The sequence below is a fragment of the Streptomyces mutabilis genome, assembly GCF_046628145.1.
Lineage (GTDB): Bacteria > Actinomycetota > Actinomycetes > Streptomycetales > Streptomycetaceae > Streptomyces > Streptomyces mutabilis.
The window spans coordinates 4,004,112-4,024,819 of sequence record NZ_CP176874.1 but is presented as its reverse complement, the minus strand read 5'-3'; the positions used below and the strand labels follow the sequence as shown (position 1 = coordinate 4,024,819).

Annotated in this window: 17 protein-coding genes and 1 pseudogene; 10 read left to right on the top strand and 8 right to left on the bottom strand. The window is 71.3% G+C overall.

The features are described from left to right. The first annotated feature begins 80 nt into the window (after positions 1-80). From ACLIN4_RS18045 to ACLIN4_RS18035, 3 genes are all read left to right on the top strand, one after another. Positions 81-1,736 carry a VWA domain-containing protein gene (locus ACLIN4_RS18045; RefSeq protein WP_411576004.1) on the top strand — a complete coding sequence of 552 codons (1,656 nt, stop codon included), beginning with the start codon at positions 81-83 and terminating at the stop codon, positions 1,734-1,736. Positions 1,737-1,856: 120 nt separating this feature from the next. Continuing rightward, entirely contained in the window at positions 1,857-3,473 is a 1,617-nt protein-coding gene (gene metG / locus ACLIN4_RS18040) for a methionine--tRNA ligase (RefSeq protein ID WP_107477860.1), read from the top strand. Between the two features lie 104 nt (positions 3,474-3,577). After that, positions 3,578-3,943, top strand: a complete 366-nt coding sequence (locus ACLIN4_RS18035) for a PH domain-containing protein (protein WP_100049374.1) — start codon at positions 3,578-3,580, stop codon at positions 3,941-3,943. A 103-nt stretch (positions 3,944-4,046) separates the two neighbouring features. Here the strand turns inward: ACLIN4_RS18035 and aspS are convergent, their stop codons facing one another. Beyond that, complete coding sequence (aspS, locus tag ACLIN4_RS18030; RefSeq protein WP_100049375.1) at positions 4,047-5,810, bottom strand: aspartate--tRNA ligase; 1,764 nt, start codon at positions 5,808-5,810, stop codon at positions 4,047-4,049. Positions 5,811-6,025: 215 nt separating this feature from the next. Here aspS and ACLIN4_RS18025 point away from each other — a divergent pair, with 215 nt between their 5' ends. After that, positions 6,026-8,188 (top strand): SpoIIE family protein phosphatase, encoded by a 2,163-nt coding sequence (locus tag ACLIN4_RS18025; protein WP_107477859.1) that lies wholly within the window; start codon positions 6,026-6,028, stop codon positions 8,186-8,188. On the opposite strand, the gene ACLIN4_RS18020 is transcribed toward ACLIN4_RS18025, so the two are convergent. The 3 genes from ACLIN4_RS18020 to ACLIN4_RS18010 all read right to left on the bottom strand — a co-directional run bounded on the left by ACLIN4_RS18020 (position 8,122) and on the right by ACLIN4_RS18010 (position 10,873). Next, positions 8,122-9,204 (bottom strand): AI-2E family transporter, encoded by a 1,083-nt coding sequence (locus ACLIN4_RS18020; RefSeq protein WP_289908570.1) that lies wholly within the window; start codon positions 9,202-9,204, stop codon positions 8,122-8,124. The genes ACLIN4_RS18025 and ACLIN4_RS18020 overlap by 67 nt on opposite strands. A gap of 80 nt (positions 9,205-9,284) precedes the next feature. Then, positions 9,285-10,262 carry a pirin family protein gene (locus ACLIN4_RS18015; protein ID WP_411576003.1) on the bottom strand — a complete coding sequence of 326 codons (978 nt, stop codon included), beginning with the start codon at positions 10,260-10,262 and terminating at the stop codon, positions 9,285-9,287. A 143-nt stretch (positions 10,263-10,405) separates the two neighbouring features. Next, positions 10,406-10,873, bottom strand: coding sequence for an SseB family protein (locus ACLIN4_RS18010; RefSeq protein WP_107477858.1), 468 nt, complete (start codon positions 10,871-10,873; stop codon positions 10,406-10,408). Positions 10,874-11,035: 162 nt separating this feature from the next. Between ACLIN4_RS18010 and ACLIN4_RS18005 the strand changes: the two genes are divergently transcribed. The 3 genes from ACLIN4_RS18005 to ACLIN4_RS17995 all read left to right on the top strand — a co-directional run bounded on the left by ACLIN4_RS18005 (position 11,036) and on the right by ACLIN4_RS17995 (position 14,633). Beyond that, positions 11,036-12,862 carry an acyl-CoA dehydrogenase gene (locus ACLIN4_RS18005; RefSeq protein ID WP_107477857.1) on the top strand — a complete coding sequence of 609 codons (1,827 nt, stop codon included), beginning with the start codon at positions 11,036-11,038 and terminating at the stop codon, positions 12,860-12,862. A gap of 97 nt (positions 12,863-12,959) precedes the next feature. Continuing rightward, on the top strand, positions 12,960-14,258 hold the full coding sequence (locus ACLIN4_RS18000; protein ID WP_100048844.1) for a M18 family aminopeptidase: 1,299 nt from the start codon (positions 12,960-12,962) through the stop codon (positions 14,256-14,258). Between the two features lie 123 nt (positions 14,259-14,381). Then, on the top strand, positions 14,382-14,633 hold the full coding sequence (locus ACLIN4_RS17995; protein ID WP_100048845.1) for a DUF6458 family protein: 252 nt from the start codon (positions 14,382-14,384) through the stop codon (positions 14,631-14,633). Positions 14,634-14,674: 41 nt separating this feature from the next. Here the strand turns inward: ACLIN4_RS17995 and ACLIN4_RS17990 are convergent, their stop codons facing one another. Beyond that, entirely contained in the window at positions 14,675-15,067 is a 393-nt protein-coding gene (locus ACLIN4_RS17990; RefSeq protein WP_289908568.1) for a cupin domain-containing protein, read from the bottom strand. A 51-nt stretch (positions 15,068-15,118) separates the two neighbouring features. Between ACLIN4_RS17990 and ACLIN4_RS17985 the strand changes: the two genes are divergently transcribed. After that, positions 15,119-16,123 carry a helix-turn-helix domain-containing protein gene (locus tag ACLIN4_RS17985; protein WP_290013092.1) on the top strand — a complete coding sequence of 335 codons (1,005 nt, stop codon included), beginning with the start codon at positions 15,119-15,121 and terminating at the stop codon, positions 16,121-16,123. Further along, complete coding sequence (locus ACLIN4_RS17980; RefSeq protein ID WP_100048846.1) at positions 16,120-16,626, top strand: LURP-one-related/scramblase family protein; 507 nt, start codon at positions 16,120-16,122, stop codon at positions 16,624-16,626. Before ACLIN4_RS17985 ends, ACLIN4_RS17980 begins: the two co-directional genes overlap by 4 nt. Here ACLIN4_RS17980 and ACLIN4_RS17975 read toward each other — a convergent pair. Beyond that, positions 16,623-17,420 carry a carbon-nitrogen family hydrolase gene (locus ACLIN4_RS17975; RefSeq protein WP_290013091.1) on the bottom strand — a complete coding sequence of 266 codons (798 nt, stop codon included), beginning with the start codon at positions 17,418-17,420 and terminating at the stop codon, positions 16,623-16,625. The genes ACLIN4_RS17980 and ACLIN4_RS17975 overlap by 4 nt on opposite strands. 218 nt (positions 17,421-17,638) lie before the next feature. On the opposite strand from ACLIN4_RS17975, the gene ACLIN4_RS17970 reads away from it, so the two are divergent. Further along, a complete protein-coding gene (locus ACLIN4_RS17970) occupies positions 17,639-18,463 on the top strand; it encodes a maleylpyruvate isomerase family mycothiol-dependent enzyme (RefSeq protein ID WP_100048848.1) in 825 nt (274 codons plus the stop codon). A gap of 98 nt (positions 18,464-18,561) precedes the next feature. Here the strand turns inward: ACLIN4_RS17970 and ACLIN4_RS17965 are convergent. Together ACLIN4_RS17965 and ACLIN4_RS17960 are read right to left on the bottom strand one after the other, a co-directional pair. Next, positions 18,562-19,871, bottom strand: a pseudogene (locus ACLIN4_RS17965) (MFS transporter). Beyond that, complete coding sequence (locus ACLIN4_RS17960) at positions 19,868-20,518, bottom strand: GntR family transcriptional regulator (protein ID WP_411576002.1); 651 nt, start codon at positions 20,516-20,518, stop codon at positions 19,868-19,870. The pseudogene ACLIN4_RS17965 and the gene ACLIN4_RS17960 overlap by 4 nt, the downstream one beginning before the upstream one ends. Positions 20,519-20,708: the final 190 nt, after the last annotated feature.

Here is a 20,708-nt window from a genome sequence, read left to right as displayed (position 1 = left end):
CACAAGTCGGGGCCGCTAACCTTACGTGTCCGTCCTGGCCAGGGATCTACGGGCATCAACTCACGCGAAGGGTTGCGCACATGGGCATTCTCACTCTCCTGCGGAACGCGTTCGGCCGGTCACGCAAAGACCGGGCCGCCCAGGCGGAGGGTGCGGTGCAGGAGACGGCACCGCCGGCCACCGCGCCGGAGCCGAAGCTCCCGTCCCAGCCCGCCGCGCCCACGGAGCCGGCCGAGGAGCCGGCCCCGTCGGAGTCCGCCCAGGTCCCCGAGCCCCGCCGGGAACCGGCCGCCCCCGACGAGCACGAACTCGTCAAGGCCGCCTTCGCCAACGTCACGGTCCCGAAACCGACGGAGTCCCCGGACCCGACCCCGGCTCCGGCCTCCGACCCGACCCCGGCTCCGGCCTCGGATCCGACCCCGGCCTCCGAGACCGTGGCAGAGCCCACGGCCGAGACCGAGCCGAAGCCGCCGGCCGACGCGGAACCCGTGGCGGAGGTGGCGGCTGAGACCCGGCCGGAGCCTGTGGACGGGGCGAAGCCTGCGGACGAGGCGGAGCCCGTGGTCGTGGTCGAGCCCGAGCCCGAGGCCGATCCCCAGCCCGAGGCGGAGTCCAAGCCCGACGCGGAGCCCGCAGCCGACGCGTCCCCCGAGCCCCAGCCGGAGCCCGAGATCGAGCCGGAGCCCGAGCCCCAGCCGGAGCGAACGGAGCCCGTGGTCGAGGCCGAGCCCGAGCCGAAGCCGGAAGCCGAGGCAGAGCCCCAGACCGAAGCGGACCCCACAGCGCCCGCGACCCCCGGAACCGAGCCGGAGCCCGCAACCGGCGCCACCACCGACACCCGGCCGGAGCCCGCAGCCGACACGGCCCCCGAGCCCCAGCCGGAGCCGGAGCCGGAGCCGGAGCCGGAGACTGCCCCGGCCGCGGCCCCCGCCCCCGAACCGTCAGCCGCCGACGGCGAACCCGCCCCACAGGGGCCACCCGCACCCGACGACGAAAGCAGCACGGGTGGTGCGGGTGGGAACACCCCCGCCGAAGGCGAAGCCGAGGCGCCCCCCAAGCCCACCACCCCCGCCACCCCCGCCACCCCCGCAGCCCGCATCCGCACCCGCGCCCCCGGCCTCACCACCGCCTACAAGGCCGCCGCGGCCGCCCTCAAGAAGCACGACCTCACCGGCACCCGCGCCACCGTCCACCTGGTCCTCGACCGCTCCGCCTCCATGCGCCCGTACTACAAGGACGGCTCCGCCCAGGCCCTCGCCGAGCAGACCCTCGCCCTCGCCGCCCACCTCGACTCCGAGGCCACCGTCCACGTCACGTTCTTCTCCACGGAAGTGGACGGCACCGGTGAGCTCACCCTCACCGACCACGAGAACAAGATCGACGAGCTGCACGGCGCCCTCGGCCGCATGGGCCGTACGAGCTACCACGCCGCCGTGGAGGCGGTTCTCGCCCGCCACGAGAAGCAGGCGCCCGGCACCCCCGCCCTGGTGGTCTTCCAGACCGACGGCGCCCCGGACGCCAAGACCCCCGCCACCCAGTCCCTCACCAAGGCGGCGGCCGACCACCCTGACGTCCACTTCTCCTTCGTCGCCTTCGGCGACCCGGAGAACAAGGCCTTCGACTACCTCCGCAAGCTCAAGACACCCAACACCTCCCACTTCCTCGCCGGCGAGACCCCGAAGGAACTCACCGACAAGGAGCTCTACGAGGGCGTCCTGGCCGCCTGGCGCCCGTAGGCGAACGGCGCCACCCCGGCGCCACCGCAGCCTCACCCTCGGGGGGTGGGCCGGAAGGACCCGGTCCACCCCCCGAAACGCGTGTGAGCCGATCCCCACCGGACCAGTAGGATTTCGCCCATGGCGGCCACTGGAACCGAGAAGCAGGGGGCGAAGGCGTACTACGTCTCGACCCCCATCTACTACGTCAACGACGCTCCTCACCTGGGCCACGCCTATACGACCGTCGCAGGCGACGTGCTCACCCGCTGGCACCGCCAGCGTGGCGAGAAGGTGTGGTACCTCACCGGCACGGACGAGCACGGTCAGAAGATCATGCGCACGGCCGAGGCCAACGGGGTCACCCCGCAGGCCTGGGCCGACAAGCTCGTCACGGAGTCCTGGAAGCCCCTCTGGGAGCACCTCGACATCGCGAACGACGATTTCATCCGCACCACGCAGAAGCGGCACACCGACCGCGTCCAGGAGTTCGTGCAGGACCTGTACGACAAGGGCGAGATCTACAAGGGCGGCTACGAGGGCCCGTACTGCGTGGGCTGCGAGGAGTACAAGCTCCCCGGCGAGCTGCTCGACGGCGAGGGCGAGTACGCGGGCCAGAAGCTGTGCCCGATCCACAAGAAGCCGGTGGAGATCCTCAGCGAGGAGAACTACTTCTTCAAGCTGAGCGAGTACAGCGAGAAGCTGCTCGCCCACTACGAGGCCAACCCGGGCTTCATCCAGCCGGAGTCCGCGCGCAACGAGGTCGTGAACTTCGTCCGCCAGGGCCTTCAGGACCTCTCCATCTCCCGCTCGACGTTCGACTGGGGCGTGCCGGTCCCGTGGGACGAGAAGCACGTGATCTACGTGTGGGTCGACGCGCTGCTGAACTACGCCACGGCGGTCGGCTACAACGAGAACCCGGAGAAGTTCGAGGCCACCTTCCCCGCCGACGTCCACCTGGTCGGCAAGGACATCCTCCGCTTCCACGCGATCATCTGGCCCGCGATGCTGATGGCGCAGGGCCTCCCGCTCCCCGGGAAGATCGCCGCGAACGGGTGGCTGATGGTCGGCGGCGAGAAGATGTCCAAGTCCAACCTGACCGGCATCAAGCCGCAGGACCTGACCTCGCACTTCGGCGTGGACGCGTACCGCTGGTACTTCCTGCGCGCGATCGCGTTCGGCCAGGACGGCAGCTTCTCCTGGGAGGACTTCTCCGCCCGCTACACCAGCGAGCTGGCCAACGACTACGGCAACCTCGCCTCCCGTGTGGCGGCCATGGTCAACAAGTACTTCGGCGGCGCGCTGCCGGCCGCGACCGCCGACGGCGACGCGGAGCGGGCGATCCACGACGGCCTGACCAAGGCGGTCACGGAGGCCGACCGGAAGATCGGCGAGGAGCTGGACTTCCAGGGCGGCATCCTGGCGGTCTTCGACTTCGTCAAGCAGGTCAACGGCTACATCACCGAGCAGGAGCCCTGGAAGGTCGCCAAGGACGACTCGCCGGAGGGCAAGGCCCGCCTGGCGACGATCCTCTACACGGCCGCGGAGTCCCTCCGCGCGGTGGCGGTGCTCCTCAACCCGGTCATGCCGGACACCTCCCAGAAGCTGTGGGACTCACTCGGCGCCGAGCCCTCCCTCGGCGCCCTCGCGGACCAGAAGGTCCAGGAGGCGGCGGACTGGGGCCGGCTGCCGGCCGGTTCGACGGTCACCAAGGGCGCGGTGCTGTTCCCCCGTCTCGAGGAGAAGCCGACCGCGTAACGCGCTCGCTACAGGGCGGGGCCCGGGAGGAGCTGAGCTTCCTCCCGGGCCCCGCCCTTTGCGAGGATCGGACCCACGACAAGCTCACCCGGGGGGACCGATCCATGGCACTGTTCGGCAACGCGCACCGCATAGACCCGGCGCAGGCTCAGCAGGAGTACGCCCGGCTGCTCGGCCACGGCGAGCAGATCCACGCCGCCTACCTGCTGATCCGCGACACCATCCTGTTCACCGACCGGCGTCTGATCCTGGTCGACAAGCAGGGCATCACCGGCAAGAAGACCGAGTACCACTCGGTCCCGTACCGCAGCATCACGCACTTCTCGGTCGAGACGGCCGGCCACTTCGACCTCGACGCCGAACTGAAGATCTGGCTCTCGGGCTCCCAGACCCCCATCCAGAAGACCTTCACCAAGGGCGTGGACATCTACGAGGTACAGGCGATCCTGACCCAGTTCGTGGCGCGGTAGGTCTCCCGGGACGAGGAGACGCGGCAGGCCGCGAGGCGAGGAGACGAGGGCCCGGCACCGGAGGTCGATCCAGTGCCGGGCCCTGCGCCGTGCCGTCGGCGGACTACTTCGGCTGCGGCTTGCGCACCGTCAGGTGCAGCTCCCTCAGCCGGGTCTCGTCCAGCTCGGTCGGCGCGCCCATCATCAGGTCCTGGGCGTTGCCGTTGAGCGGGAAGGCGATGGTCTCGCGAATGTTGGGCTCGTCGGCCAGCAGCATGACGATGCGGTCGACGCCCGGGGCGATGCCGCCGTGCGGCGGGGCGCCGAAGCGGAACGCGCGCAGCATGCCGGCGAACTCGCGCTCGACGGTCTCCGCGTCGTAGCCCGCGATCTCGAAGGCCTTGAGCATGATGTCCGGCTCGTGGTTCCGGATGGCGCCGGAGGACAGCTCGACGCCGTTGCAGACGATGTCGTACTGCCAGGCGAGGATGTCCAGCGGGTCCTGGTTCTCCAGGGCGTCCATGCCGCCCTGGGGCATCGAGAAGGGGTTGTGGGAGAAGTCGATCTTCCCCGTCTCCTCGTCCTTCTCGTACATCGGGAAGTCGACGATCCAGCAGAACCGGAAGACGTTCTCCTCGAAGTGCCCGGCACGCTGGGCGGCCTCGACCCGCACCGCGCCCATGATCTTGGAGACCTCGTCGAACTCGCCCGCGCCGAAGAACACCGCGTGGCCGGGGGCCAGGGCGAGCCGCTTGGTCAGCTCCGCGACGTTCTCCTCGGTGAGGAACTTCGCGATCGGGCCGGACAGCGTGCCGTCCTCGCCGACGCGGACCCAGGCCAGGCCCTTGGCGCCCTGCGAGACGGCGTAGTCGCCGAGCTGGTCGAAGAACTTGCGGGGCTGCGCCGAGACGTCCGGGACGGGCAGCGCGCGCACGTGCTTGCCGGCGAAGGCCTTGAACTCCGAGCCCTCGAAGATGTCGGTGATGTCGACGAGCTCCAGCTTGGCGCGCAGGTCCGGCTTGTCGGAGCCGTACTTCAGCATCGCCTCGCGGAACGGGATGCGCGGGAACGGGGAGGTGACCTCGCGGCCGCCGCCGAACTCGGTGAACAGCTCCGTCATCAGCTGCTCGATCGGGCGGAAGACGTCCTCCTGCTCGACGAAGCTCATCTCGACGTCGAGCTGGTAGAACTCGCCCGGCGAGCGGTCGGCGCGGGCGTCCTCGTCGCGGAAGCAGGGCGCGATCTGGAAGTACCGGTCGAAGCCGGAGATCATCAGCAGCTGCTTGAACTGCTGCGGCGCCTGCGGGAGGGCGTAGAACCGGCCCGCGTGGAGGCGGGAGGGCACGACGAAGTCGCGGGCGCCCTCGGGGGAGGTCGCGGTGAGGATGGGCGTCGCCATCTCGTTGAAGCCCAGGGCCACCATCTTGTGGCGGATGGCGGAGATGACCGCCGTGCGCAGCATGATGTTGCGGTGCATGCGCTCGCGGCGCAGGTCCAGGAAGCGGTACTCCAGGCGCCGCTCCTCGTTGACCCCGTCCTCGGTGTTGATGGTGAAGGGCAGCGGCTGGGCGGCGCCGAGCAGCTCGACCTCGCCCACCTCGACCTCGACCTCACCGGTCGGCAGGTCGGGGTTGATGTTCTCGGCGCCGCGGGAGACGACCTTGCCGTCGATCCGGACGGTCGACTCCTTGGTCAGCTTGTCGAGCGTCTCGTACGCCTCCGTGCCCGGACGGGCGACCAGCTGCGTGATGCCGTAGTGATCGCGCAGATCGATGAAGAGGATGCCGCCCAGGTCGCGCCGATTGTGCAGCCAGCCACTCAGTCGGACGTCGGTGCCGACGTCAGAGGAGCGGAGCTCGCCGCAGGTGTGGGACCTGTACCGATGCATCGTCGTTCATCCAGCCTTCGCGGATCGGGAGTGGTGTTTCGCGTTTCACGTGAAACAACCCCAGCGTACCGGGCGGCCACCGCTGCCATCCTCCCCATTGACTCCCGTCGGCTCCCGCCGACCGCCCCTCGGCCCCCCGTCCGGCCCCCTCCGGGCCCGGTCGCCGCCGGGACGAGCGGTGGCAGCGTCCGATCACCTCTTCTTAAAGTGGGGCAATGCGCACTGGTGAGCCCCTGCCCGAGGTGGGGGACGTCCTTGCCGCTCTCGCGACCGGTCTGTGGCACTGGAACACCGCCACCGGCGAGGTCACGGTCGACGCGGAGGCGGCCCGGCTGCTCGGGCTGCCCGCCGAGCGCGCCCGGCTCACCGAGGCCCAGGTACGGTCCCGGCTGCACCCCGTCGACTGGAACGAGATCACCGGGGTGGTCCAGCTCGCCGTCGCCGAGGGCACCCTCGCCGAGGTCCGCGTCCGGATCATGGACGAGCGGGGCCACATCGTCCGGATCGTACGCAGCCGCTCCAAGCCGTCGTTCGACCCCGTGCACAAGACGTACGAGCTGACCGGCACCCTCCAGGAGGTCGCCGAGCCCACACCGGGCACGCCCGCCGGGCGCAGCGCGGTCACCGGTGAGTGGCGCCGCTCGCGGGAGGCGTTCCTGCTGGACGCGGGGCGGGCGCTGGCCGAGGCACGGTCCACGGCGGAGGTGCTGCGCGTGGCGGCGGGCCTGGCGATGCCGGGGTTCTCACCGGACGGGCTCGCGGTCTTCGGCGTCTCGGGCGACCGTCTGACGGTCATCGGCCACCACGGGCAGCCGCACAACGACATGAACCCGTTCGTGAACATGCCCCTGGACACGGACTACCCGGCCGCCGAGGTGGTCCGCACCGGCCGCGCCGTCTACCTGTCCTCCCCCGAGCAGTACCGCTCCCGCTACCCCCTCACCTGGCCGCTGGCCGAGCGCTACGGCCGCCGCTCCTGGGCCTTCCTGCCGCTGACGGTGGCGGGCCGCCCGATGGGCGCGTGGATGGCCGCCTTCGCCTACCCGGTGGCGTTCACGCCGGACGAGCGCTCGGTGCTGACCACCGTGGCGCGGATGCTGGCGCAGGCCCTGTCCCGGGCGGGCGCCGCCGAGACCCAGCGGGAGCTGACCGACGGCCTGCAACGCAGCATGCTGCCCGTGCTGGGCCCGGAGATCCCCGGCATGGGCATCGCCGCCCGTTACGTCCCCACCGGCGGCGGCCTCCAGGTCGGCGGCGACTGGTACGACATGATCCCGCTGCCCGCGGGCCGCTTCGCCCTGGTCATCGGCGACGTCCAGGGACACGACGTGCGCGCGGCCGGCCTGATGGGCCAGTTGCGCATCGCCCTGCGCGCCTACGCCGCCGAGGGGCACCGTCCCGACGCGGTGCTCGCCCGCGCCTCCCACTTCCTGCACGGCCTCACCTCCTCCGAGGACGACCCCGGCGACACCCGCTTCGCGACCTGCTACTACGCCGAGGTGGACCCGGCGACCGGCACCGTGGAGAGCGCCCGCGCCGGACATCTCGACCCCGTCGTCCGGATGGCGGACGGAACGGCGCTGATCCGGGCCACGGCGGGCGGGCTGCCGCTGGGCATCGACCCGGACTCGGACTACCCGACCACCCGGCTGGCCCTGGAGCCCGGGGACACCCTGATGCTGTGCACGGACGGCCTGGTCGAGACCGGCGGCCACGACCTGCACACCGGCTGGGACCGCCTCCGCGTCATCCTGGAGCGGCACGAGGGCGATCTGGAGGAGCTGGCCGACGCGCTGGTCCAGGCCGTGCACGGACCCTCCTCGCACCACACCACCGGCCCCCTGGCCGACCGGCGGGAGGACGACATCGCCCTGCTCCTGCTCTGCCGCCAGGGCGAGGGGTGCGGCTGCGGCGACAGCCCCGTCATCCGGACGCCGGTGCGCCGCACGATGCTGACGGTCGCCCAGGCCGAGCCGGAGCGGATCGCCACCGCCCGGCGGCACCTGCGCGACCTCCTGCACGACTGGCCCAGCGAGGACCAGCTGGACGCCGCGGTGCTCCTGCTCTCCGAGATGCTGACGAACGTCCTGGTCCACACCGACGCCGACGCCCTGCTGGTCGCCGAGGTCACCGGGGAGCCGGGCGAGCGCCGCATCCGGGTGGAGGTCACCGACACCGGTGACGACCTGCCGCACAAGCGCCGGCCCGGCGAGATGGCCTCCTCGGGGCGCGGTCTGATGCTGATCGAGCTGCTCGCCGACGAGTGGGGCGTCGCCCCGCGCGGCGACGGCAAGAGCATCTGGTACGAGGTCTACGAGTCCACGGGCCCGGAGGACGGCCGCGGCGGCGGCCCGGAGGACGGCGCCGACGCCGCGTAACGCCCCTGGAGTTCGTGCACGATCCCGAACGCCGCCGCGGTCAGCGGGACGGCGAGCAGCATCCCCAGGATGCCCGCCACCGACGCCCCCGCGGTGAGCGCCAGGAGCACGATCACCGGATGCATGTGCACGGTCCGGCTCTGGATCATCGGCTGGAGCACGTGCCCCTCCAGCACCTGCACGGCCAGCACCACCCCGAGGGCCCACAGCGCGATGACGAATCCCCGGTCGGCCAGCGCGACCAGCACGGCGACGGCCCCGGAGATGAATGCGCCGAGGTAGGGGATGTAGGCGCCGACGAAGACCAGCGCGCCGAGCCCGACCGCGCCGGGCACCCGCAGGATCAGCAGCCCGACCGTGATGCAGACGGCGTCGATCAGGGCGATGAGGGTGGTGCCCCGCATGAAGCCCTCGACGGCCCCGAAGGCCCGCCGGGCCATCGCCTCGACCATGTCGGCGCCGCCGGGCGGGGCGACGGAGCGCACCGTGCCGACGGCCCGGTCGGAGTCGCGCAGGAAGAAGAAGACGAGCAGCAGGGCGAGCACGGCCATGGCCAGCATCTCCCCGACGACGCTGATCCCGGTGACCACCCCGGAGGCGGCGGTACCCCCGAACCTGCCCAGCAGCTCGCGCGCGTTGGAGGCGATGTCGTCCAGCGAGGTCCCGGCCGCCCCGAAGTGGTCGGCGATGTCCCGCGCCGCGGTCCGCAGCGAGGCGACGATCTGGTCCCCGGTCTCGATGAGCGCGGACACCACGATGTACACGGCCCCGCCGACCACGGCCACGACGGCGACGCAGGTGAGCCCGGCCGCCAGCGACCGCTGCACGTGCGCCTTCACCATCCGCCGGTGCAGCGGCCTGAGCAGCGCGGTGCCGAGCAGCGCGAGCAGCGCCGGGGTCACCGCGGTGCGGAACTCGACGCAGAGCCGGATCGCCACGTAGACGACGCCGCTGGCGAGCAGGATGACGGCGCACCAGGCGGCGAACCGGCGCACCGGGGCGGGAAGCAGCTGCACGCCCCCAGCCGATCACGCACCCGGGCGGGCTGTCCTGCGCGGACGGCCCGCCCGGGTGACGCGTCGCGGGCGTCGGCGTGTCAGGCCTCCGGCCCCGCCTCGGACATGCCGTGCACCGCGGGAACGGTCCCCAGCCGGCCCTTCTGGAAGTCCTCGAAGGCCTGCATCAGCTCGTCCTTGGTGTTCATGACGAACGGGCCGTAGTGGGCCATGGGCTCCCGGATCGGCCGGCCGCCCAGCAGCACGACCTCCAGGTCGGGCGTGTGCGAGTCCTGCTTCTCGTCCGCGCGGACGGTCAGCGAACCGCCGGCGCCGAAGACCGCCGTCTGACCCAGGTGGATCGGACGCCGCTCGGCGCCCACCGATCCGCGTCCGGCCATCACGTACGCCAGGCCGTTGAAGTCCTCCTGCCAGGGCAGGGTGACCTCGGCGCCGGGCGCGAGCGTCGCGTGGACCATGGTGATCGGCGTGTGCGTGATGCCGGGGCCCTCGTGGCCGTCCAGCTCACCGGCGATGACACGCAGCAGCGCGCCGCCGTCGGGGGAGGTGAGCAGCTGGACGCTGCCGCTGCGGATGTCCTGGTAGCGGGGGGCCATCATCTTGTCCTTGGCCGGGAGGTTCACCCACAGCTGGAGGCCGTGGAAGAGACCGCCGGACATGACCAGCTGCTCCGGCGGCGCCTCGATGTGGAGGAGGCCGGAGCCGGCCGTCATCCACTGGGTGTCGCCGTTGGTGATGGTGCCGCCACCGCCGTTGGAGTCCTGGTGGTCGAAGATCCCGTCGATGATGTAGGTGACGGTCTCGAAGCCGCGGTGCGGGTGCCAGGGCGTGCCCTTGGGCTCCCCGGGCGCGTACTCCACCTCACCCATCTGGTCCATCATGATGAACGGGTCGAGGTGGCGGTGGTTGATCCCGGCGAACGCGCGGCGCACCGGGAAGCCCTCGCCCTCGAAACCGCTGGGCGCGGTCGTGACGGTGAGCACGGGGCGTGCGACGGCGTCGGCCGGTGCGGATACACGGGGCAGCGTCAGCGGGTTCTCGACGGTCACGGCAGGCATGTCGACCTCCTCGGGCGGCGTGCGCCCCACTTTAGTTGAGCGTTGAACTTCTTGCCACCCAGAACCGAGAAAGCCCGGAGGGCATTCCCTCCGGGCTCACGGGCTCCGGCCGCACCGATCAGCCGTCCGCGCGGCATCGGCGTCTAGCCGTACATCCGGCGCATCGCGAAGTCGACCATCTGCTCCACGGCCTTGGCGTCGAACACCATCCGGTGCTCGCCCTCCATGTCCAGCACGAAGCCGTAGCCGGTCGGCAGGAGGTCGATCACCTCCGCGCCGGTGATCACGAAGTACTTGGACTCCTTGCCCGCGTACCGGCGCAGCTCCTTGAGGCCGGTGAACATCGGGATCACCGGCTGCTGGGTGTTGTGCAGCGCGAGGAAGCCGGGGTTGTCGCCGCGCGGGCAGTAGACCTTCGAGGTGGCGAAGATCTGCTGGAAGTCCTCGGCGGACATCTGGCCGGTGGTGAAGGCCCGCACCGCGTCCGCGAGCGAGGGCGGGGACGGCTCGGGGTACAGCGGCGGCTGCTGCCCGTACCCACCGGACATCGGCTGCTGCGGCGGTGCGTACTGCTGCTGCTGTTGGCCAGCGGTCTGGTCGTAGCCGTACATGCGACAAAGAGTAACGAGTGACGAGTCACAGATGGCCCGCTCGGGGTTGCTTCTTATTACCGGCGGGTAGCATCATCGTAGCTACTGCTCGGTACGTGCAGTCGGTATGTGTACAGATGCGAGGAGTCAGTGCCTCGCCGATCTCTCAACGGAGCCGTCGCCATGGGGCACTACAAGCCGAATCTCCGGGACATCGAGTTCAACCTCTTCGAGGTGCTCGGCCGTGACAAGGTGTACGGCACCGGCCCGTTCGCGGAGATGGACACGGACACCGCCAAGAGCGTCCTGGAGGAGCTGACCCGCCTCTCGGAGAACGAGCTGGCCGAGTCCTTCGCCGACGCCGACCGCAACCCGCCGGTCTTCGACCCGGAGACCAACACCGCGCCGGTCCCGGCCTCCTTCAAGAAGAGCTACCAGGCCTTCATGGACTCCGAGTACTGGCGCCTGGGCCTGCCCGAGGAGATCGGCGGCACCACCTCGCCGCGCTCCCTGATCTGGGCCTACGCGGAGCTGATCCTCGGCGCCAACCCGGCCGTGTGGATGTACTCCTCCGGTCCGGCGTTCGCGGGCATCCTCTTCGAGGAGGGCAACGAGGTCCAGAAGCACATCGCCAAGATCGCCGTCGACAGGCAGTGGGGCTCCACCATGGTCCTCACCGAGCCGGACGCCGGCTCGGACGTGGGCGCCGGCCGCACCAAGGCCGTGCAGCAGGAGGACGGCTCCTGGCACATCGAGGGCGTGAAGCGCTTCATCACGTCCGGCGAGCACGACATGTCGGAGAACATCCTCCACTACGTCCTCGCCCGCCCCGAGGGCGCAGGCCCCGGCACCAAGGGTCTCTCCCTCTTCCTCGTCCCGAAGTACGAGTTCGACTTCGAGACCGGCGAGCTGGGCGAGCGCAACGGCGTCTACGCCACCAACGTCGAGCACAAGATGGGCCTGAAGGCCTCCAACACCTGCGAGATGACCTTCGGCGACCGCCACCCGGCCAAGGGCTGGCTGATCGGCGACAAGCACGACGGCATCCGCCAGATGTTCCGCATCATCGAGTTCGCCCGCATGATGGTCGGCACGAAGGCGATCTCCACCCTCTCCACGGGCTACCTCAACGCCCTGGAGTACGCCAAGGAGCGCGTCCAGGGCCCCGACCTGGCCAACTTCATGGACAAGACGGCCCCCAAGGTCACCATCACGCACCACCCGGACGTCCGCCGCTCCCTGATGACGCAGAAGGCGTACGCCGAGGGCATGCGCGCGCTGGTGATGTACACCGCCTCCGTCCAGGACGAGATCCAGATCAAGGAGGCGAACGGCGAGGACGCCTCGACCGAGCACGCCCTCAACGACCTGCTCCTGCCGATCGTCAAGGGCTACGGCTCGGAGAAGGCCTACGAGCAGCTCGCCCAGTCGCTCCAGACCTTCGGCGGCTCCGGGTTCCTCCAGGAGTACCCGATCGAGCAGTACATCCGCGACGCCAAGATCGACACCCTGTACGAGGGCACCACGGCGATCCAGGGCCAGGACTACTTCTTCCGGAAGATCGTCCGCAACCAGGGCGCCGCGCTGAACTCGCTCGCCGAGGACATCAAGAAGTTCCTCGCCCTCGGCACCGGCGGCGAGGAGCTGTCCGGCGCCCGCGAGCACCTGGCCAAGGCCGCCGTCGAGCTGGAGGCCATCGTCGGCCTCATGCTGACCGACCTCGCCGCCACCGAGCAGGACGTCAAGAACATCTACAAGGTGGGCCTCAACACCACCCGCCTCCTGCTGGCCTCCGGTGACGTGATCGTCGGCTACCTGCTCCTCAAGGGCGCCGCCATCGCCGCCGAGAAGCTGCCGACGGCCTCCGCCAAGGACAAGGCGTTCTACACCGGCAAGATCGCGGCGGCGAAGTTCTTCGCCGCGAACGTCCTGCCCGGCCTCACCCTGGCCCGCAAGGTCGCCCAGGGCGTCGAGCTGGACCTGATGGAGCTGGACGAGGCCGCCTTCTAGGACCGGCCCGGCCCCTCCACCAATTCCACACACCCTGACGAGGGCCCGCTCCCGCTCCACGGGAAGCGGGCCCTCGCACGTCGTTAAGGTGAACCCCATGAGCGCACCCTCCCGCTTCGACCGCGGCCACACCGACGACCTCATGACCTTCCTGGCGGCGAGCCCCACGCCGTACCACGCCGTGGCGAACGCCGCCGAGCGGCTGGAGAAGGCAGGCTTCCGGCAGGTCGCGGAGACGGACGCCTGGGAGGGGACGGCGGGCGGCAAGTACGTGCTGCGCGGCGGCGCGATCGTGGCCTGGTACGTGCCCGAGGGCGCCGAGCCGCACACCCCGTTCCGCATCGTCGGCGCGCACACCGACTCCCCCAACCTGCGCGTGAAGCCCCGCCCGGACACCGGCGCGCACGGCTGGCGCCAGGTCGCCGTGGAGATCTACGGCGGACCGCTGATGAACTCCTGGCTCGACCGCGACCTGGGCCTGGCCGGCCGCCTCACCCTGCGCGACGGCTCCACCCGCCTGGTCAACGTCGACCGCCCGCTGCTGCGTGTCCCCCAGCTCGCCATCCACATGGACCGCAACGTCTCGGCGGAGGGCCTCAAGCTCGACAAGCAGCGCCACCTCCAGCCCGTCTGGGGACTCGGCGACTCCGTCCGCGACGGCGACCTGATCGCCTTCCTGGAGGAGGAGACGGGCCTCGCCCGCGGCGAGGTCACCGGCTGGGACCTGATGACCCACTCCGTGGAGGCCCCGGCGTACCTGGGCCGCGACCGGGAGCTGGTGGCCGGGCCGCGCATGGACAACCTCCTGTCCGTGCACGCCGGTACGGCCGCCCTGGCCGCCGTCGCGGCCTCCGGTGCCGACCTGTCGTACATCCCCGTCCTGGCCGCCTTCGACCACGAGGAGACCGGCTCCCAGTCGGACACGGGCGCCGACGGCCCGCTCCTCGGCAGCGTCCTGGAACGCTCGGTGTTCGCCCGCGGCGGCTCCTACGAGGACCGGGCCCGCGCCTTCGCCGGCACGGTCTGCCTGTCGTCCGACACCGGCCACGCCGTGCACCCCAACTACGCGGAGCGGCACGACCCGACGCACCACCCGCGCGTCAACGGCGGCCCCATCCTCAAGGTCAACGTCAACAACCGCTACGCCACCGACGGTTCGGGCCGCGCGGTGTTCGCCGCCGCCTGCGAGAAGGCGGACGTCCCCTTCCAGACCTTCGTCTCCAACAACGCCATGCCCTGCGGCACCACCATCGGCCCCATCACCGCGGCCCGGCACGGCATCAGCACCGTCGACATCGGCGCGGCCATCCTCTCGATGCACAGCGCCCGGGAGCTGTGCGGCGCCGACGACCCGCACCTGCTGGCGAACGCGCTGGTGGCCTTCCTGGAGGGCTGAGCCCCGGGCCTTCCCGGCCGGAACACCCTTGCCCCGCATGTGTGTTCCGGCCCGGGGTACCCGCACGGAACCGGATCGACCGGAAACCCGGAACCGACCGGATCTGACAGGGAGGCAACACTCATGGGCCTCGGCGGGTGCATCATCCTCATCGCCGTGGGAGCCATCCTCACGTTCGCGACCGACTGGGACATGCAGGGCGTCAACCTCGACCTGGTCGGTGTCATCTTCATGATCGTCGGCCTGATCGGTGTCGCGACGTTCAGCAGCATCGCCCGGCGCCGCCGCGTCGTGATGCCGCCGACCACCCCGGTCGTCGAGGAACGGCCCCACACCCACACCCGGGACGGGTACAACAACGGCTACGGCGCCTGATCCGGACGCGGGAGCAGCACGGCTCCCGCGCCCTCGCGGCTTCACGTCAGCGCGTGCCCCGTCGTCGCGTCCACGTGGTCGGGCACCTCGTCGTGCCGGTCGCCCACGGTCGACGTCCCCGTCGGCTCGAGGAGCAGGATCGCGGTGCGCACGGGGGCGGACGGCTTGTGCTCCGTGCCGCGCGGGACGGTGAAGACCGAGCCCTCGGGCAGGACGACCGTGCGTTCCCCGCCGGCTTCGCGCAGGGCGATGTGCAGTTCGCCCTCGACGACGAGGAAGAACTCGTCGGTGTGGTCGTGCACGTGCCAGACGTGCTCCCCCTCGACCTTGGCGATACGGACGTCGTAGTCGTTGACGGCGGTGACGATGCGTGGGCTCCACAGCTCGGCGAAGGACGCGAAGGCGGCGGCGAGAGCGACGGGTTCCTGTGTCATGACGCCATCGTTTCGCCACCGCCTCCGTCGGACGAGTGCTAGAAATCGCACATGCCGCAAGGATCCTCTCAACGCCCGCGTACCCATCGCGTCGCCGTGATCGTCGACGAGGGCACCAATCCGTTCGAGGTCGGTTGCGCCACCGAGCTGTTCGGTCTGCCGCGCCCCGAACTGGGCCTGGCCGGGCCGCTGTACGAGGTGGTGGTGTGCGGGCCGGCCACCGGCATCCGGATGAACCACGGGTTCTTCACACTCACCGACGTGCCCGGCCTGGAGGCCGCGGACGGGGCCGACACGCTCGTCGTCCCCGGTCGGCCGGACAACGTCGTACCGCGCGGCCCGGCCGTCCTGGACGCCGTCCGGCGCGCGCACAAGCGGGGCGCACGCATCGTCAGCCTGTGCACCGGCAGCTTCGCGCTCGCCGAGGCGGGGCTGCTGGACGGGCGGCGGGCCGCCACGCACTGGTTGTGGGCGGACTCCTTCCGGCGGCTGCATCCGCGCGTGCTGCTGGAACCGGACGTGCTGTTCGTGGACGAGGGCGACGTGCTCACCGCCGCGGGCAGCGCGGCGGCGCTCGACCTGGGACTGCACATCTGGCGCAAGGACCACGGCGCCGAGATCGCGAACGCCGTCTCCCGGCGGCTGGTGTTCGCCGGCCACCGGGAGGGCGGGCAGCGGCAGTTCGTGGAGCGGCCGGTGCCCGACGTACCCGACCTGTCGCTGGCGCCGCTGCTTGAGTGGGCGCGGGGGCGTCTGCACGAGCCGCTGACCGTGACGGACCTCGCGGACCGCGCCGCGGTGTCACCGGCGACGCTGCACCGGCGTTTCCGGGCCCAGCTGGGGACGACGCCGCTCGCCTGGCTGACGGCCGAGCGCGTGACCCTCGCGCGCAGGCTCATCGAGCTGGGGGAGGAGCGACTGGACGTGGTGGCGGCCCGCAGCGGCCTGGGCACCGCCGTGAACCTCCGGGTGCGGCTGCGCCGCGAGACCGGACTCAGCCCGTCGGCCTACCGACGGCGTTTCGCGACGGACGCCGGGGAAGCGATCTCGCCATGAGATTCCTCGTGCACGACCGGCTCCTCGGCTTCGGCGACGACTACTGGATCGAGGACGACAGCGGCAACAAGGTGTTCCTCGTCGACGGCAAGGCGATGCGGCTGCGGGACACCTGGGAGCTGAAGGACGCCCAGGGGCGGGTCCTCGTCGACATCCACCAGAAGATGCTCGCGCTGCGCGACACGATGGTGATCGAACGGGACGGCGAGCCGCTGGCCCGGATCAAGCGCAAACGGCTCTCGCTGCTGCGCAACCACTACCGGGTCGCCCTGGCCGACGGCAACGAGCTGGACGTCAGCGGCAAGATCCTCGACCGGGAGTTCGCCATCGAGTACGACGGCGAACTGCTGGCCGTCGCCTCCCGGCGGTGGCTCACCCTCCGGGACACCTACGGCCTGGACGTCGTACGGGACGACGCGGACCCGGCGCTGCTGATCGCGCTGACGGTGTGCGTGATCCACCTCGCGGAGAAGGAACGGGAGGGGCGGGAGGAGCAGGACTAGTGCCCGGGGGTGTCCAGGCCCAGCACCCGGTCCTTCAGGGCCGGGAACTGCTCCCTGGTACGGGCCACCTTCGCCGGGTCGAGGTCCACGGTGAGGATCTCCTCGCCGGCGCCGGCCTCGGCCAGCACCTCGCCCCACGGGTCGACCACGATCGAGTGGCCGGCCTGCGGGACCGAGGCGTGCGTCCCGGCCGTTCCGCAGGCGAGGACGAACGCCTGGTTCTCCACCGCCCGCGCCCGCGCCAGGAGCGTCCAGTGGGACCGGCGGCGCTCCGGCCAGCCCGCCGGGACGACGAGGGTCTCGGCGCCGGCGTCGACGAGGCCGCGGAAGAGTTCGGGGAAACGGAGGTCGTAGCAGGTCGCCACGCCGAGGGTGGTCTCCGGCAGACGGACCGTCACCAGCTCGCGTCCCGCGCCCATCAGCACGGCCTCGCCCTTGTCGAAGCCGAAGCGGTGGATCTTGCGGTAGGCGGCGGCCAGGTCACCGGAGGGGGAGAAGACGAGGGACGTGTTGTAGAGCGTCCCGTCCCCGTCCCGTTCCGGCACGGAGCCGGCGTGCAGCCACACGCCCGCGTCGCTCGCCGCCTTCGCCATCGCCTCGTACGTCGGGCCCTCCAGCGGCTCCGCCTCCGCGGCGAACCTCTCGAACGCGAACGCCCCCGTGGTCCACAGCTCCGGCAGGACGACGAGGTCGGCGGCGTCCGCCCGCTCCCGGACGAGGGACGCCACGCGCCGACGGCGCGCTTCAACCGTTTCGTCCTCGTTCACGGCGATTTGGATCAAAGAGGCGCGCACACTACCACCGTCCTGGCATTCGACCCGTCCACACGGGCCTACGATCGTCACACGAAAGCACTGCCGGGGTGCCGCACAGCAGCGTAACTTGGGGGTCCTCCCGGATCGAGCGCAGCCGAGAGCCGGGGGAGTGCCAAGCCGACGCCGACCGCAGCCACCTCCCACTGGCACCGCCGCCACCACCCACCCGAGTACCGACCGCCGAGGGGTCCCGTTCCGTGAGTCTGCATCCCACCCTCCAGCCCTACGCCGACGCTTGGACTCACTCCATCGAGGCGATATCCGAGCTGGTCCAGCCGCTCGCGGAGGCGGAGTGGAACCGGCGCACCCCCTGCCCGGCCTGGTCGGTGCGGGACGTCGTCTCCCACGTGATGGGTCTGGACTCGGAGATGCTGGGCGACCCGCGCCCCATCCACACGCTCCCGCGCGACCTGTTCCACGTCACCACCGACCACCAGCGCTACATGGAGATGCAGGTCGACGTCCGCCGCCACCACACGGCGCCGGAGATGACGTCCGAGCTGGAGTACATGATCATCCGGCGCAACCGCCAGCTGCGGAACGAGTCCCGGGACCCCGGTACGAAGGTGCGCGGCCCGCTCGGCGCCGAGCTGACCCTCCAGGAGTCGATGCGCCGGCACGCCTTCGACGTGTGGGTGCACGAACAGGACCTGCGCAAGGCCCTCGGCCGCCCCTTCGACCTCGACTCCCCCGGCGCGCACGTCGCCCGTGACGTGCTGCTCGACGAGCTGCCGGCCGTCGTCGCCGAGCGGGCGAACGCGCCGCGCAGCTCGGCCGTCGTCTTCGACGTCCACGGGCCGGTCGAGTTCCTGCGCACCGTCCGCGTCGACATCCAGGGCCGGGGCACCCTGGAGACGTCCCCGGCCCTCGGCCCCGCCGCGACCATCGCCCTCGACTGGGAGACGTACGTCCGCCTCGCCTGCGGCCGGGTGACGCCCCGGGCGGCGGAGGACCGCATCAAGACGGAGGGCGACCCGGACCTGGCGGCGGCCATCCTGCGCAACTTCACGGTGACGCGGTGACGCGGTGACGCGGTGACGCAGGCGGACGCCTCCAGCCCGTCCGGCGGTCGAGGGGGCGGCGGCGCATCCCGGCCCGCCCCGCCTCCCCCGCCGGGTGCCTACACGGGAACGTGCACCGTCTCCACCCGGCTCGCCACCAACCGCTCCCGCTCCCGGCGTGCCGCCCGCCTCCGCAACCGCAGGATCTGCGTCACCCCGAGCACCTGGAGCACGAACACCGACGAGAACGCGACGGTGTAGTCGTCGCCCGTCGCGTCCAGCAGCACGCCGATCGCGAAGAGCGTGGTCATCGACGCGATGAAGCCGCCCATGTTCGTGATGCCGGACGCCGTCCCCTGCCGCTCCGGCGGGTTCGCCGGCCGCGCGAAGTCGAAGCCGATCATCGACGCCGGCCCGCAGGCGCCCAGCACCGTGCACAGCACGACGAGCAGCCACATCGGCGCCCGGTCGGCCGGATAGGCCAGCGTCGCCGCCCACAGGGCCGCCGTCGCGCCCACCGTGCCGAGAGCCAGCGGCAGCCGCGCCGCGTGGTGCCGGGCGATGACCTGCCCGTAGACCAGGCCGACCGCCATGTTGGAGAGCACGACGAGGGTGAGCAGTCCGCCCGCCGTGCCCGGGACAGGCCCTGCGCCTCCACCAGGAAGGGCATGCCCCACAGCAGCAGGAACACCATCGCCGGGAACTGGGTGGTGAAGTGCACCCACAGCCCGAGCCGCGTCCCCGGCTCCCGCCAGGACAGGGCGATCTGGCGTCGTACGTACGCGGCGCCCTGGTGCGGCACCGGCTCCGGCTCGTGCCCCTCGGGGTGGTCCTTGAGGAAGAGCAGCAGCAGGACCAGCACCACGACACCCGCCAGCGCGCTGCCCGCGAACGCGGCCGTCCAGCCGATGCCGTGCAGCAGCCGGGCCAGGACGAGGGTGGAGACCAGGTTGCCCGCCATGCCGACCAGCCCGGCGAGCTGGGCGACCATCGGCCCGCGCCGCGCCGGGAACCAGCGGCTGCCCAGCCGCAGCACGCTGATGAAGGTCATCGCGTCCCCGCAGCCCAGCAGCGCCCGCGAGGCGAGCGCCATGCCGTACGACGGGGAGAAGGCGAAGCCCAGCTGCCCCACCGTGAACAGCACGACGCCGATGCCGAGCACCTTCTTGGTGCCGAGCCGGTCGACCAGCAGACCGACGGGTATCTGCATGCCGGCGTAGACCAGCAGCTGGAGGATGGAGAAGGTGGACAGGGCCGACGCGTTGACGTGGAAGCGGTCGGCGGCGTCGAGACCGGCCACCCCCAGGGACGTGCGGAAGATGACGGCGACGAAGTAGACGGCGACGCCGATGCCCCACACGGCGATCGCGCGCCGGCCGCCCGGAGGATCCCCGGGCAGGGCCTTGCCGCCCGACGTGGCCGAACTCATCGGACCTCCCCCCGGGCCAGGTGCGAGAACCAGCCCACGTGCCGGTGGACCACGCCGACGGCCGCGTCCGCGTCGCCGGAGCGCAGCGCGTCGAGGATCTCCTCGTGCTCGGCGAGGGTCTTGGCGATCCGGTCGGGGTGGGAGTGCATGACGGCGACGCCCATGCGCAACTGGCGGTCGCGGAGCTGGTCGTAGAGGCGGGAGAGGATCTCGTTGCCGCCGCTGCGGACGATCTCGGCGTGGAAGCAGCGGTCGGTGACGGAGGCAGCGGCGAAGTCACCGGCGGCGGCCTGTTCCTTCTGCCGGGCCAGCAGTTTCTCCAGCCGCTCGACCAGACCGGGCGGGGCGGGTACGGCCTTGCGCGCCGCGTGCTCCTCGACCAGCAGCCGGGTCTCCACCACGTCGGCGATCTCCTGCGCGGAGACGGGCAGCACCAGCGCGCCCTTCTTCGGGTAGAGCCGGATCAGCCCCTCGACCTCCAGCCGCAGCAGCGCCTCGCGCACCGGAGTGCGGGAGACGCCCACCGCCTCGGCGAGCTCCCCCTCGGTGAGCAGGGTTCCGCCCTCGTAGCGGCGCTCCAGGACGCCCTGTTTGACGTGGGTGTAGACGCGGTCCGCCGCTGGGGGCTGCTTCACTGCCGTGGTCATGCCGACAGGATAGATACAACAGGGACACAAGAAGGACGCCGTCCACGATGCGGACGCCCCGCCACCCGTCGGAGGGACCCGGCGCCCTCGCCCCGCCACCGCACAACCATCCGTGCTATTCACATGTCGCACAGACACGGCCGAACCCGCACCGACCACAACTCGGCCGCGCCTCAGGGGAATTCATCAC